15 protein-coding genes and 1 tRNA gene are annotated in these 12,657 nt (G+C 70.2%); 9 read left to right on the top strand and 7 right to left on the bottom strand.

Translation table 11 applies throughout. The features are described from left to right. Window positions 1-93: 93 nt before the first annotated feature. A complete protein-coding gene (locus D1350_RS07970) occupies window positions 94-873 on the bottom strand; it encodes an NUDIX hydrolase (RefSeq protein WP_125775467.1) in 780 nt (259 codons plus the stop codon). 90 nt (window positions 874-963) lie between these two features. Here D1350_RS07970 and D1350_RS07965 point away from each other — a divergent pair, with 90 nt between their 5' ends. Both D1350_RS07965 and D1350_RS07960 read left to right on the top strand, forming a co-directional pair. Next, window positions 964-2,016 (top strand): SPFH domain-containing protein, encoded by a 1,053-nt coding sequence (locus D1350_RS07965; RefSeq protein ID WP_125775466.1) that lies wholly within the window; start codon window positions 964-966, stop codon window positions 2,014-2,016. 1 nt (window position 2,017) lies between these two features. Next, window positions 2,018-2,911: a hypothetical protein gene (locus tag D1350_RS07960; RefSeq protein ID WP_125775465.1), complete on the top strand. Its 894-nt coding sequence runs from the start codon at window positions 2,018-2,020 to the stop codon at window positions 2,909-2,911. Between the two features lie 50 nt (window positions 2,912-2,961). Here D1350_RS07960 and D1350_RS07955 read toward each other — a convergent pair whose 3' ends face one another. Next, window positions 2,962-3,687, bottom strand: a complete 726-nt coding sequence (locus tag D1350_RS07955; RefSeq protein WP_206074465.1) for a GntR family transcriptional regulator — start codon at window positions 3,685-3,687, stop codon at window positions 2,962-2,964. Window positions 3,688-3,812: 125 nt separating this feature from the next. Here D1350_RS07955 and D1350_RS07950 point away from each other — a divergent pair, with 125 nt between their 5' ends. Both D1350_RS07950 and D1350_RS07945 read left to right on the top strand, forming a co-directional pair. Continuing rightward, complete coding sequence (locus D1350_RS07950) at window positions 3,813-4,124, top strand: hypothetical protein (protein ID WP_125775464.1); 312 nt, start codon at window positions 3,813-3,815, stop codon at window positions 4,122-4,124. Between the two features lie 105 nt (window positions 4,125-4,229). After that, a complete protein-coding gene (locus D1350_RS07945) occupies window positions 4,230-5,132 on the top strand; it encodes a VOC family protein (RefSeq protein WP_125775463.1) in 903 nt (300 codons plus the stop codon). Window positions 5,133-5,165: 33 nt separating this feature from the next. Here the strand turns inward: D1350_RS07945 and D1350_RS07940 are convergent, their stop codons facing one another. After that, window positions 5,166-5,945 (bottom strand): class I SAM-dependent methyltransferase, encoded by a 780-nt coding sequence (locus D1350_RS07940; RefSeq protein ID WP_125775462.1) that lies wholly within the window; start codon window positions 5,943-5,945, stop codon window positions 5,166-5,168. Next, window positions 5,870-6,373, bottom strand: coding sequence for a DUF6584 family protein (locus D1350_RS07935; RefSeq protein WP_125775461.1), 504 nt, complete (start codon window positions 6,371-6,373; stop codon window positions 5,870-5,872). The genes D1350_RS07940 and D1350_RS07935 overlap by 76 nt, the downstream gene beginning before the upstream one ends. Window positions 6,374-6,851: 478 nt before the next feature. Between D1350_RS07935 and D1350_RS24870 the strand changes: the two genes are divergently transcribed. Together D1350_RS24870 and D1350_RS07930 are read left to right on the top strand one after the other, a co-directional pair. Continuing rightward, window positions 6,852-7,472, top strand: coding sequence for a Pycsar system effector family protein (locus D1350_RS24870; RefSeq protein ID WP_420807801.1), 621 nt, complete (start codon window positions 6,852-6,854; stop codon window positions 7,470-7,472). Then, the gene (locus D1350_RS07930) at window positions 7,406-8,158 is read left to right on the top strand and encodes an adenylate/guanylate cyclase domain-containing protein (protein ID WP_125775460.1); all 753 of its coding nucleotides are present in this window, start codon (window positions 7,406-7,408) and stop codon (window positions 8,156-8,158) included. The genes D1350_RS24870 and D1350_RS07930 overlap by 67 nt, the downstream gene beginning before the upstream one ends. 115 nt (window positions 8,159-8,273) lie before the next feature. On the opposite strand, the gene D1350_RS07925 is transcribed toward D1350_RS07930, so the two are convergent. Both D1350_RS07925 and D1350_RS07920 read right to left on the bottom strand, forming a co-directional pair. After that, window positions 8,274-8,894: a bifunctional 4-hydroxy-2-oxoglutarate aldolase/2-dehydro-3-deoxy-phosphogluconate aldolase gene (locus tag D1350_RS07925; RefSeq protein ID WP_125775459.1), complete on the bottom strand. Its 621-nt coding sequence runs from the start codon at window positions 8,892-8,894 to the stop codon at window positions 8,274-8,276. Beyond that, the gene (locus tag D1350_RS07920; protein ID WP_206074464.1) at window positions 8,891-9,502 is read right to left on the bottom strand and encodes a P-loop nucleotide/nucleoside kinase family protein; all 612 of its coding nucleotides are present in this window, start codon (window positions 9,500-9,502) and stop codon (window positions 8,891-8,893) included. Before D1350_RS07920 ends, D1350_RS07925 begins: the two co-directional genes overlap by 4 nt. 686 nt (window positions 9,503-10,188) lie before the next feature. Here D1350_RS07920 and D1350_RS07915 point away from each other — a divergent pair. Further along, window positions 10,189-10,650 (top strand): hypothetical protein, encoded by a 462-nt coding sequence (locus D1350_RS07915; protein WP_125775458.1) that lies wholly within the window; start codon window positions 10,189-10,191, stop codon window positions 10,648-10,650. Between the two features lie 398 nt (window positions 10,651-11,048). Here the strand turns inward: D1350_RS07915 and D1350_RS07910 are convergent. Then, window positions 11,049-11,122, bottom strand: a tRNA-Gly gene (locus tag D1350_RS07910). 164 nt (window positions 11,123-11,286) lie between these two features. Here D1350_RS07910 and D1350_RS24360 point away from each other — a divergent pair. After that, window positions 11,287-12,036 carry a TM2 domain-containing protein gene (locus D1350_RS24360; protein ID WP_240643959.1) on the top strand — a complete coding sequence of 250 codons (750 nt, stop codon included), beginning with the start codon at window positions 11,287-11,289 and terminating at the stop codon, window positions 12,034-12,036. Window positions 12,037-12,074: 38 nt separating this feature from the next. After that, window positions 12,075-12,650 carry a dCTP deaminase gene (gene dcd / locus D1350_RS07890; protein WP_125775454.1) on the top strand — a complete coding sequence of 192 codons (576 nt, stop codon included), beginning with the start codon at window positions 12,075-12,077 and terminating at the stop codon, window positions 12,648-12,650. Window positions 12,651-12,657: the final 7 nt, after the last annotated feature.

The raw sequence follows: 12,657 nt of genomic DNA, 5'->3' as shown, positions 1-12,657 counted from the left end.
GTCGGACGGGCTGACTATCTCGGCGCTGGGGGAGTGCCGAGGTAGTGCCTTCGTCGGACGGAGGCGCTACCTCGGCGGGTGCGTGGGGGTGGCTCAAGTGGGGGGAGCGGGCGTGGCGGGCGGGCGGAGCAGCGGCGGGTGCAGCACCGCCGCCGCCGGGTCCACCGACGGGGCGAGCCGGTAGAGCTCGGCGGGGCGGCCGGGCCCCTCGGCGCGCAGTCGGCCGGTGGCCTCCAGGAAGCCCGGTGTGCCGGTCGCCTTGCGGTGGAAGTTCCGCGCGTCGAGGTGCGTACCCCACACGGCCTCGTAGACGGCGCGCAGCTCGCCGATCGTGAACTCGTCGGCACAGAACGCCGTCGCCAGCGGCGAGTACTCGAGCTTGGCGCGGGCCCGCTCGACGCCGTCCGCGAGGATGCGGTCGTGGTCGAAGGCGAGCGCGCCGAGGGGTGCCGTGCCCGCCGGACCCGGTTCTTCGGCGTCGGGCACCGGGAACCATGCCGCCTCCGCCGCGTCCCCGCCCGGCGCGGGCAGCCCGAAAGCCGGCGCCAGCAGCAGGTACGCCACCGACAGGACCGGGCCGCGCGGGTCCCGGCCCTGCGGGCCGTAGGTCCGCAGCTGCTCCAGGTGCCAGGGGTGCCCCGGTCCCGGCCCGTTGCCCGACGGCGCCACCACCCCCGTCTCCTCCGCGAGCTCGCGGGCGGCGGCGTCCTCGAGCGACTCGTCGGGCAGCACGAAGCCGCCGGGCAGGGCGCGGGTGCCGCGGAACGGCTCCAGCAGGCGGTCGACGAGGAGCACCTGCAGCGCGCCGTCACGGACGGTGAGCGCGACGACGTCGACGGTGACGGGGAACGCGGCGGCCGAGTCGGGGATCATGAGCCGATCGTACGTTCTCGTCACCTTGACGGAAACCCGGGAACCTGGATATCGTCATCCTGACGACAACATCGACGAAAGGAGATCGTGATGGCCACGATCAAGCGATACCCCCTGGTGCAGCGGTTCCTCGGCTCGGCCGGCGAGTACGTCGTGCACCTCGACCGGGGCGCGGTGCGCCACCAGGGCGTGGGGCAGGCGTTCTGGTTCCGGCCCGACCGGTCCGTCCTCAGCGAGGTCCCGGCCACCGACCAGGAGCTGCCCGTCCTGTTCCACGCGGTGACCCGCGACCAGCAGGACGTGACGGTACAGGCGAACGTCACCTACCGCTTCGCCGACCCGGTGCTCGCGTCGCAGCGCCTGGACTTCGGGATCTTCCCGCTCCGAGGCGCCGGGGGAGGCGACGCCGCCGGCGGCCGACAGCAGGTCGGGGCCATCGTGGGGCAGCTCGCGCAGAGCGTCACCGTCGACCTCGTCGCGACGCTGACGCTCGCCGAGGCGCTCGAGACCGGCGTCGGCCGGGTGCGGCAGGCGCTCGGCGGGTCCCTCACCGAGGACGCACGCCTCGCCGCCACCGGCATCGAGGTGCTCGGCGTGCGGGTCCTGGCCCTGCGGCCCGAGGCCGACGTCGAGAAGGCGCTCCGCACCCCGGTGCGCGAACGGCTGCAGGCCGAGGCGGACCGGTCGACGTACGAGCGTCGCGCGCTGGCCGTCGAGCGGGAGCGCACGATCTCCGAGAACGAGCTCGCCAGCCAGATCGAGCTCGCCACGCGCCGCGAGCAGCTCGTCGCGCAGGAGGGCGCCAACAAGCGCCGCGAGGCCGAGGAGGCCGCGGCTGCCGCGCTCGTGGCCGCGCGGGCCACCGCCGAGCGGCGCGAGATCGACTCCATCGCCCGGGCCGCGGAGCTCGAGCGGATCGGCGCTGCCGAGGCGACCAAGGAGGCGGCGCTCATGCAGGTCTACGCGTCGGTCGGCAAGGACGTGCTCCTCGCGCTCGCACTGCGCGACGCCGCGCCGAACCTGCCCGCCGTCGGTTCCGTGACCATCACCCCCGACCTCCTGACCGGTCTGGTGGGCGCGTTCACCGGGCGGGGAACCGAGGTCGCGCGGGTCACCGGCGCCCGCGGCGGCGAGGCGGTCTGACATGGCACTGCGGCGACGGGCGGTGCTCGTGCACCGCCGCACCGAGCTCGACGAGCTCCTCGACAGGCACGCGACCCGCGGCCAGGCGGAGTTCTTCCTGCGCACCCGCGGGCGCACGCTCGCCGACGTCCAGACCCGGCACGACGCCGTGGCCGCCGCCCGGCGAGCGGTCGTCGCCGCGGTGCCGACGGACTGGGCGCTCGCGGAGGTGGAACGGGCCGACCTCGACCGGTTCCTGTTCGCGCCCGAGGACGTGGTGGTCGTCGTCGGGCAGGACGGGCTGGTCGCCAACGTGGCCAAGTACGTCGGCCCGCAGCTCGTCGTGGGCGTGGACCCGGAGCCCGGCGCCAACGCCGGGGTGCTCGTGCGGCACGACGTCGCCGGGGCTCGCCGTGTGCTCACGGCGCTCGCCCGGGGAGCGGGCGAGGTCCCCTGCGACGAGCTCACGATGGTGCGCGCCCGGCTCGACGACGGCCAGGAGCTGTACGCGCTCAACGAGGTGTTCCTGGGGCACGGGAGCCACCAGTCGGCGCGCTACGTGCTCGCGGCGGGCGGCCGGTCGGAGCGGCAGTCGTCGTCGGGCCTCATCGTGGGGACAGGGACCGGGGCGACCGGCTGGTGCGCCTCCCTCGCCCACGACCGCGGCGGGCGCCGCCTGCCCGGCCCTGCCGACCGCGCGCTCGCGTGGTTCGTCCGGGAGGCCTGGCCGTCGCCCGTGACGGGCGCGACCCTCCTGGACGGCACGCTCGCGGCGGGCGAGGAGGTGCTGGTCACCGTGCAGTCCGACAGGCTGGTCGTCTTCGGCGACGGCATCGAGGCGGACCGGCTCGAGGTGGGCTGGGGGCAGGAGGTCCGGGTCGGCGTGGCCGACCGGACGCTGCGTCTGGCGGTCTGAGCGCGGTCTGAGGGCGGTCTGAGGGCGGTCCGGCGGCCGCGCCGGGAGGGTCAGACCTCGAAGTCGTACCGGACCACGAACTCGCCGGCGTCGAGCACGATCTCCGCGACCTCGACGGCGGTTCCCTCGGCGTCGTACGCCGTGCGGGTGACCGCGAGGACCGGCGTGCCCGGCTCGATCCGCAGCTCGCGGATCTCCTCGATCGTCGGCATGCGGCCCACGACGTCCTCGCGGAACCGCACCGGCGCGTGGCCGGCGTCGGCCAGACGGGCGTGCGTGCCACCGGGGCCCGACTCGGGGTCGACGATGGGCGTGCCGGCCGCGATGGTGACCGGCACCGACGAGGTGGCGAGCAGCACGGGCTTCCGGTCGCGCACGTGGCGGAACTCGCGGACCGCCACCTTCTCGCCGTCGGCCAGGCCGAGGAGCTCCCGCACCTCGGGCGTCGGATCAGCCTCCGGCGTCACGTTCCGGACCTCGGCGCGGAGCGCGGCGGGGTCCACCGGCACGTCGTCAGGCGCGGACTGCGCGGTGCTGTCCCGGACCATCGGCTCGAAGGCCCGGACGAAGACGCCCGACCCGTGGCGCGTGACCGTGAGCCCCTCGTCCTTGAGCATGGACAGGCCGTGCCGGGCGGTCATCCTGGCAACCCCGTAGCTGGCCATGAGCGCGGCCTCGCTGGGGAGCCGGTCGCCGGGCTGGTACGTCCCCGAACGAATGGCTGCACGCAGATCGGTGGCGATGCTGGCGGCGGTAACTCGGCCCTCTCTAGACACGCCTCCCACCTAACTAGGGACTGTGGCATATACGCAACTTTTGAGGGTTCCGAGTTGCGCGCTCTAGGGGACGGAGAGACCCTGTCTATGCGCCTAGAGGAAGGGCCTCGGCGAAGGGGGTAAGCATGGGGACGACCACGCTCGCAGACTCGGCGGAGGCGGCGTCGACGCTGCTGGCGGAACTCGGGGACGACCGCGTCAAGTGTGTGGAGGTGTATCGCGACCGGCTGATGGTTCACCCGCTCCGGCTGCCGGACGGAGCCTCGCTCGCGGAGGCGCTGAGCCTGCCGCACTACCTGGACGTGCCCGGCACCACGCCCGGCTACTCGATGTGGCGGGGTGCCTGGAACGGATGGGACGTGCACGTGTTCGGCGAGCTGCGCACGCCCGCCGGCGCCGTGGCGGTGGGTCGCGGGGTGCGGAGCTGGCCGGTCTGAGGCCCGGCGGTGGCAGCGGTGGCCCAGGTTGCCAGCGTGCGAACTTCAGCGGATGTCGGTGGTCCGGGGCAGCATCGGAGTACCGGAACCGATCTGGAGGACGTCATGACCGACACACCCACCACTCCCCGGACGTACCCGCACGGCGTGCTGAGCTGGATCGACCTGGAGGTGCACGACGTCGGCGCGGCGCTCACCTTCTACGGTGACCTGTTCGGCTGGCGCTTCACCGAGAAGCTGCCGCCCGGAGCGGCGGGACGCTACGTCGTCGCCTCCCAGAACGGGTCGGACACCACGGCGGTCGCCGGGATCGCCACGCCGGACCCGGGCTTCGACGGCGAGGTCGCGTGGCACACCTACCTCGCTGTGGACGACGTCGACGCGGCGGTCGCGCAGGCCGCCGAGCTCGGCGGCGTCGTGAGCTCTCCGCCGGAGGACGTGGGTCCGCCGGGGCGTCTGGCGGGACGGATGGCGCGGATCGTCGACACGCAGGGCGCGCCCGGCAGGCTGTGGCAGGCGGCGACGCGACTGGGTGCGCAGGTCGTGAACGTGCCGGGCACGTGGAACTTCAGCAACCTGCTCACGCCCGATGTAGACGCCGCGCTGGCGTTCTACGGCCCGCTGCTCGGCTGGGAGCTCAGCGACGACCTCGGGGCCGGTATGGCCCGCGTCCCGGGGTACGGCGACCACCTTGCCCGCACCTCAGACCCGGGCATCTACGAGCGGCAGGCGTTCGTGCCGCCCGGTTTCGCCGACGTCGTCGCGGGGGTTTTGCGGGCCGACGGACCGGCGCACTGGTCGGTGGCCTTCGCCGTCGCCGACCGGGACCAGTCCGCCGCGCTGGCGGAGAGTGCGGGTGCGACCGTGCTGGCGACCGAGGACGGGGAGTGGACCAAGGAGGCGACGGTCCGCGACCCGTTCGGCGCCCAGCTCGTGCTCGCTCAGTTCGACCCGCCGGAGTCGGCCGTCCGGGCCGAGGCCGAGGCGCGGGGCGAGGCGCCGGCCTGACGGCGCACCAGGTGATTCCGCCGAGGCCGGAGCTCAGGCCCGGCGGAACTCCGCACGCCAGAGGCCGGCCCGGCCGGGGGAGCCCGGGACCATGAGTTGCTCGATCGTCACGGGCGACAGCCCGTCCTTGCCGAACGCCTCCATCTCCGCCCGGGTCAGCGGCCAGGGCGGGCCGTCGTCGTCGCCGTCCACCGCGATGGCCTGGACCGCCAGCAGCGTCCCGCCCGGCGCCACCAGCGAGCGGACGCCGGCGGTGAGCTCGTCGCGGACGCTGCGGTTCACCGCCTGGACGGTGTAGATCTCGACCACGAGGTCGAAGGCGCCGACCCACTCGCTGGGCAGGTCGAGCAGGTCCCCGACCGCGTAGGTCACCCGTGAGCCGGAGTGCCGGTCGCGCGCGGCGGCGACCGCGGTGGGAGAGATGTCGAACGCCGTCGTCGTGTAGCCGAGCCGGGACAGGTGCTCGGCGTCGGCCCCGAGCCCGCACCCGACGACGACGGCGGTGCTGCTCGCGGTGCTGCTCGCGGTACCGCTCGCCGTGCCGGGAGCGGGCGCGCCGACCCACGAGGCCAGTGCCGGGTGCGGGTCGTCACGGTCCCAGGGCGTCGTGATGTCGCCGTCCTTGGCTGACGCCCAGAGCCGCTCGAACCAGCCCGTCGGGTCGGACGAGTCGGCGTTGCCGAGTCGGGCGGTCTCGGACTGCCAGGTACGGGGCTGGGAAATGGCGTCGACTCCTTCTAGAAGATCCAGCCGAACACTGTCACCGCGCCGACAATCACCAGGAAGGCGAGGACGAGGCCGGTGAGCAGGCATCCGACGGCGAAGGCGTCATCCCACCAGGGTCCCCCGACATCACGCCCGCGGTCCGACCAGTCGAGCTTCCTGCCGGCGGCGGCTTCCGCCCGTGCGCGAACGTCGAGCAGCCGATGCCGCGCGAGGTCGGTCGTCGCGTCTTTCTCGGAGCCGCTCCAGCGCAGTCCCCGCATGATCCGGACCGGGTCGCGGCCGCAGGCGCGTTCAAATGCGGCCTCCTCATCAGGGTCGGGCTGCTCGCTGAGATACGACCAGCGCCCTGCCTCCACGCGATCACCCTCGAGGCGGCAGACGTCCGCCAGTCGCTCACGCGCGTCGAGCCGCTGCGGCAGGCTCTCGACGAGACTCTTCAAACGAGTGCGGGCCATCCCGACGTCACCCTTGTCGAGGTCGGCTTCGACTCTTGCCAGAGTCCTCTCCACGGTCACGGGCGCCACTCTAGCGGCCGCTCTTACGGCCGCGACGCGCACTCGTTGCCCTCAGGGGACGCGTGATCGGTAGTTCGGTGCGTGTTCGGCAGTTCGAACTGCCGAACACGCACCGAACTACCGAACACCTGGTGCGTCGGTGCTCCGCGGCCTGGGTCCAGGCGTGCGGGGGAACGACGAACGCCCCAGGTCTGTGACCAGGGGCGTTCGTGCTGGAGCGGGTGACGGGAATCGAACCCGCGCTATCAGCTTGGGAACAGTGCGCAACTACCCCTGACCTGCGGGGACTGGCCGATCCGTATGGCCAGGAGCGGCCAGGAGCGGCCAGGTGCGGCACCGAGTTGGGCGCGGTTGGGGCCGCGGACCACCGTGCCCGCCGGATGGCATACCCAGCTTGGACGGACTTTCGGGTTGCCCCGACAGGATGATCCCCGGTCGGTGACCTTGAGAGCCTGCAAGCGACGTGGGACGATCGGCCATGCTCGGTTCAAAGCCCGGCCCCAACGCCCGCCGACTCCGGCGTCGGGCGCGTCAAACCACATCGGCGCCCGATCTGGAGTTCGCGTGGCGCCTTCACGACGGCATTGGCGAATGGACAGCGCGTGTTGACACGAAGGCTTCGATCTCTCTCGCAATCGAAGCGGCGGTCCTCGGATTCGTGGTTGCTCTGGCGTCGGGCGACGGGGTCTTGTCAGGAGCGAGAGGTTGGGTCGCACTCCTATTGCGCATTGGAATCGTTGCGCTGTTGCTGAGTACCACGCTTTCGGTTCTCGTAGTGTTTCCACAGTTGCGCGGCAGGGCTACCCGCAAAGAATACCCTGAGAATGTCATTTATTTCGGGCACTTGCGTCACTGGGACCCTGTAGCGTTGGAGAACCGTCTCTCTACTCCGGTTGCAGACTTAGGGCAACTTTCGCGGCAACTAGTGAACATGTCGCGTATCGTCTGGCGAAAGCACATCTGGCTGCAGTGGTCCCTAGCTCTCTTCGTTGTTGGCGTCGCACTATTCGGCGCCTCACTGATCGTTAGCGAATGGCAATCCGGTACATACCGATCCGCAATTCCATACCTTTTCAAGATGGGGGAGATGTGGCGCTGAGGCAGGAACTTGAGGATTATGTAGCAAAGACGCTTGCTGAGGCCTGGGTGAGCCGGAATGGACAGAAGGTGCCCGAGGCCGAAGGCCTCGGATTGAACAATGTCGGAGTGGATCTTGACGCTACCGTTCTCTATGCCGATCTGGCGGAGTCGACCGCGCTCGTAAAGCAATATTCCGCGTTCTTTGCGGCTGAGGTGTACAAGACGTACTTGTATACCGCGGCCCGGGTGATTCGCAAGAACGGCGGAGTGATCACCGCGTACGACGGTGACCGTGTGATGGCGATCTACATCGGAGACAACAAGAACACGAGCGCAGCGAAGACGGCACTGCAGATCAACTGGGTTGTGACTAAGATTCTTAACCCAAAGATCGCGGCGCAGTACCCGAACATGAACTATAAACTCCAGCAGAAGGTCGGTATTGACACGTCAGCGATCATGGCTGCTCGAACAGGGATTCGCGGAAGCAACGATATTGTTTGGGTAGGAACCGCGGCCAATAATGCCGCAAAGCTTGCCGCGCGAGACAGTGGCTACGCTACCTATATCTCTGGGGACACGTACAGCAAGTTGCACCGCTCTGCCAAGTACGGCGGAGATGACGACTCTCACATGTGGGCTGACCTGGGTGTCGGTACTGAGGGTATTCGGGTTTACGGCTCCACTTGGCATTGGTCGATCTGACGGGCGCGGATCGCGTCATCGTTTAGATTCGCCTCTGGAGCGGGCAGGAAGCGCCGCCGGTCCGGAGCCTCGAATCCTTCGGCCTTCGTGGATCCAAGTCGTGGCGCGGGCGACTTCACCCGATGCGTTCGAGCCAAGCCCGTGTATTGGACCTGGCGGTATCGAGCATTCCGGTCGCCAGGCTGTCGCCGACGATGGGCGAGCCGATGCCGAGCGCGACCGCCCCGGCATCGAGCCACGCCCGCGCGTCGTCGAGGGTGATCCCGCCCATGGGGATCAGGCCGGCGTCGGGTAGTGGAGCGCGGAGCTGCCGCACGTACTCAGGACTGTGCGAGTTCGCCGGGAAGAGCTTCACGAGCTCGGCGCCGCTCCGGGCCGCCGTGTCTACCTCGGTGGGCGTGAACGCGCCAGGAATTAGGAGCACGCCGCGTTTCTGCGCGTAGTCGAGGACTGGCAGCGATAGGCCGGGCGCGACGAGGAACGCTGCGCCGGCGTCGATCGCTCGCCGAGCGTCGTCCACGGTCCGCACGGTGCCGGCGCCCACATATGCACGCTCGCCGAGCTGCTTGGTGGTGTCCGTGATCGCCGTCAGACTCTCGGCGCTGGTCAGTGGGATTTCGAGGACGTGGACGCCCTCAGACGCCAGCACCTCGGCAACCGCGACAATGTGCGCGGTTACCGAGGTGCGGAGGATCGCGATCAGGCGTGACTCGCGGATCGCGCGGGCCGGAGTCATGCTGGCTTCACCTCGGTGCTGATCGCTGCGAGCATCCGTGCCGCCTGGTTCTTCAGTGGTTCGCTGGATTCCGAGTTCTCGACGATGACGTGGTCGGCTACGGGCTGGTAGTCGAGGTTGACGCCGACGAGGTAGTCGGCCCAGCCTGTGAGCTTGGCTGAGTCTCGTGCCGCGCCTCGGCGCTTCAGGTAGGTGAGCATCGTGCTGGTGTCGCACCGGACCCACACGAGGGTGAGCCCGACGCCGGCTTCCTGCAGCCGGGTGCGAACGCGGTCGATCCACGCCCCGTCCTGGAACTCTCGGATGAACGGCGCCGACCCGATCGTTCCGAGGCCGACCTCGGCGTTCTCCTGGATCGTGCTGAGCAGAGCCTCGTATTCGAGCGGCCGGACCTGGTCCAGATAGGTCTGAGACTCGCGGTCGAAGGCCGGCTGCCCGAGCTCTTCGAGAAGCCGCTCCACGGCCGGCCGCGTGATCGTGTCCTTGTCGATGATCGCGGACCCCGTGAGCCGCGACAGGACGCGACTGAACTCCGACTTGCCGCTACCGGCGTAGCCACCGATCAGGAACGTGCGCGGCATGCGCGGCGTGCTGCTCGCTGTCTGCACGATGAGACCGCTGCGGACGATGCGACGCGACGCTGCGCCTTCGAGGGATTTCCGGAGATTCCCGCCATCTCGTGGAGATGAAGTCCCGCTGTTATGACTTCACTGCGGGAGACGAAGGTCGACGCGGGCGGGTAGCCGGCGATCTCACCAAACATACTGGGCACGACCATCGATCCCGCCTCTCCATCTGCTCGCTGAACGAGCGTCACCTAGGCGAGCGAGCCTATCGGTCGGCGTGCTTTGAAATGCCGACTACCAGCTCCGGTGTCCGGCCGGTGGCGGACCCACCTCGGGAGCGGGCCGCGGATTGGGGCCAGGCCCGGGCCGCTAACGCCCAGGCCCCGCCCCAACGCCCCCGCAAGCGGCTCCGCCCCAGGTCAGGAAACATCTTCTGAGCTGGGGCGGAGCCCCGTGGAGCGGGTGACGGGAATCGAACCCGCGCTATCAGCTTGGGAACCGTTTGTCGGCTCACCGACGTGCGAGAACAGGCCGATTCACGATGCCTCCTGCGGCCAGCGCAGGCCGGAGGTGGTCGTGGTTCAGGCTGCGCGGAGGGCACGCCTTGGAGGCATAGGTGGAGGCCGGGGTGGGGCGGTGGTTGGTCGGGGTGCCGTCGGTAGCATCGTCGGCGAGCAGGGCCTGCCTGATCAACGGGATCTCCTACCGGTGGAGCGTGAACCATCAGCATGCCGACGAGCCAGCATCAAGTCGACGAGTTTTTCCGTGCGAACGCGCCCGCAGATGTCCAGCACACCGTCGCCTGGCTGTTGTCGAGCGGCTATGTGCTCGTCCCACACGAGGGCGCGAGCACGTTCGGCGCTGTGTTCGTCTTCGAGGGCGATTCGGTGGTGCGGATCGTCGTCGACCACTCGCAGTGGTCGCTCGACGTCGCTGCGGCGTCCGCGGCGAAGCTCTGGCAATACGACCTGCTCCTCGCGGCGCAGAGCAGCCAGGGATATGCACGACGGTTCCCGGGGGTCGGCGCCGGCACGTCGGACGCGCCCGTCCCGGAGCAGCTTCCGGAAGGCGTGAGCTGGCGTGACACGCTGCCGGGCATCCTCCGCTGGATCCGGGCGAGCGACGTCACCGAGTCGGTCACTGAGGCGCAGCGTCAGCGATCGATGCTCATGTGGCCTCGAAACCGCTAGAGCGGCCGCGGCGAGTCGGTGTGGAGGCCCCTCGCGACGCGGGTTGCTCCCGCCCATGGGTGGGGTTCTCGGTCCCTGTCTCCCTCCGGCCCTCGGCGCGGTGCCGGCTCGCACACGGGTAGACACGCCGGCGGGTTCCGTGTGAGGCTCCGCGTCGGTCGAGGGCCGGAGGGTGGCGGCGGGTGCCGACCCCCTGTCTCTTTTCGGTTCCGGTTGCCCCGAGCGGAGCGGCATTTGGGCGCGCAGCTCGCCGACGCCCAAGAGGGTGAAGAACAAGGGTGAGATGCCGGCGACGGGGGCAGCGTCACCAGTGTCTAGGGGCACGCTCGGGGCGCGGAACCCGGGAAAGACAAACGGCCCAGGTCTCAGACTTAGCATCTGACCTGGGCCGTTCCTCGTGGAGCGGGTGACGGGAATCGAACCCGCGCTATCAGCTTGGGAAGCTGAAGTTCTACCATTGAACTACACCCGCATCGTCCGGTTCGTGCCCGTGTGGGCATCCTATCCGGTTCCGTCCGCGTCCCGATAAGGTGTGCGTCCGGCGCCTCGAATCTGGCGCGCCCCGATCATAACCGACGCTGCCCGGGATCCCAGAACCGGCGGCGTACGTGTCGTCCGACGCCCGCGGAGAGTGACGTGACCCAGCACCCCATCGAGCAGCCGACGCAACCCTGGTACGACCCGGACGGCCCACCGCCGCCGCCCCCGGCGGGCGCTGACCCCGCAGCCAAGCCCAAGAGCAAGGGCAAGAAGAAGCCCAAGGCCGCCACCGAGCAGAAGTCCGGTGCCGCACCAGAGGCCGAGCACGAGGCCCATCCGATCGAGCACCCGACCGTCCCGTACAGCCCTGGCCCCGGGGGCGGGACCAGCCCAAGCACCAACCCGGGCACCAACCCCGGGGACACCGCCCCCCTCCCCAGCCTCGACGCGTACCACCCGAACGAGCAGGTCACCGTCAACTACGGCAGCAAGCACCCGGACGAGAACGCCACCGAGCGCATCACCGCGCCCGACAGCCACCTCACCCGCCCGCTGAACGCCGCAGCCCGGGCAGCGGCGACCCGGACGCCCAAGGCGCCCGGTCCGGCGTCGGGCATCCGGACGCCCACGCCGCCCACGGCCAGGGTGGCGCCCGGATCGAAGTCCCGCCTCATGGCGGGCCTGCTGGCGATCTTCCTGGGCGGCCTCGGCGTCCACAGGTTCTACCTCGGCTACCCCGGGGTGGGCCTGGCGATGCTGGTCGGCTCGGTGTTCCTCAGCATCCTCAGTGGCGGGTTCCTCGCCTGGATGGCGCCCGCCTGGGGTGTCGTCGAGGGGATCCTGTACCTCACGGCGCGCAAGGGCTACTGGTCCATCGACGCCAAGCGCGTCCCGTTGCACGACTGACCACGCGGCGCCCGGCGCGGACGTCGTACGGTGAGGCCGTGCTTCTCTCCGACCGCGACATCCGCGCCGAGCTCGACGCCGGCCGGGTCGTCCTCGACCCGTACGAGCCCGCGATGCTCCAGCCGTCCAGCATCGACGTGCGCCTCGACAAGTTCTTCCGTCTGTTCGACAACCACAAGTACCCCTTCATCGACCCGGCCCAGGAGCAGCCTGAGCTGACCCGCCTGGTCGAGGTGGAGCCGGGCGAGCCGATGGTCCTGCACCCGGGCGAGTTCGTGCTCGGCTCCACCTTCGAGTCGGTCTCGCTGCCCGACGACGTCGCCGCTCGCCTCGAGGGGAAGTCCTCCCTCGGTCGTCTGGGCCTCCTCACGCACAGCACCGCCGGCTTCATCGACCCGGGGTTCAGCGGGCACGTCACGCTCGAGCTGAGCAACGTCGCGACGCTGCCGATCACACTGTGGCCGGGCATGAAGATCGGGCAGATGTGCTTCTTCCGCCTGTCCTCGCCGGCGGAGAACCCGTACGGCTCCGGGGTGTACGGGTCGCGCTACCAGAACCAGCGCGGGCCTACGGCCTCGCGGTCCTGGCAGAGCTTCCACCGCAGCGAGGTCTGAGCCGCCG

Origin of the sequence: Antribacter gilvus, from assembly GCF_003946865.1 — a bacterium.
Classification (GTDB): domain Bacteria; phylum Actinomycetota; class Actinomycetes; order Actinomycetales; family Cellulomonadaceae; genus Antribacter; species Antribacter gilvus.
Note: the sequence above shows the minus strand (reverse complement) of the source record. Positions and strands in the feature narration are given on the sequence as shown.

Coding starts and splice junctions, on each gene's coding strand:
- D1350_RS24870 (WP_420807801.1), top strand. CDS start 6,852: ATGCTCGGTTCAAAGCCCGGCCCCAACGCCCGCCGACTCCGGCGTCGG.
- D1350_RS07945 (WP_125775463.1), top strand. CDS start 4,230: ATGACCGACACACCCACCACTCCCCGGACGTACCCGCACGGCGTGCTG.
- D1350_RS07960 (WP_125775465.1), top strand. CDS start 2,018: ATGGCACTGCGGCGACGGGCGGTGCTCGTGCACCGCCGCACCGAGCTC.
- D1350_RS07915 (WP_125775458.1), top strand. CDS start 10,189: ATGCCGACGAGCCAGCATCAAGTCGACGAGTTTTTCCGTGCGAACGCG.
- D1350_RS07950 (WP_125775464.1), top strand. CDS start 3,813: ATGGGGACGACCACGCTCGCAGACTCGGCGGAGGCGGCGTCGACGCTG.
- D1350_RS07965 (WP_125775466.1), top strand. CDS start 964: ATGGCCACGATCAAGCGATACCCCCTGGTGCAGCGGTTCCTCGGCTCG.
- D1350_RS07940 (WP_125775462.1), bottom strand. CDS start 5,945: ATGCCTGCTCACCGGCCTCGTCCTCGCCTTCCTGGTGATTGTCGGCGC.
- D1350_RS07970 (WP_125775467.1), bottom strand. CDS start 873: ATGATCCCCGACTCGGCCGCCGCGTTCCCCGTCACCGTCGACGTCGTC.
- D1350_RS07925 (WP_125775459.1), bottom strand. CDS start 8,894: ATGACTCCGGCCCGCGCGATCCGCGAGTCACGCCTGATCGCGATCCTC.
- D1350_RS07930 (WP_125775460.1), top strand. CDS start 7,406: ATGGCAATCCGGTACATACCGATCCGCAATTCCATACCTTTTCAAGAT.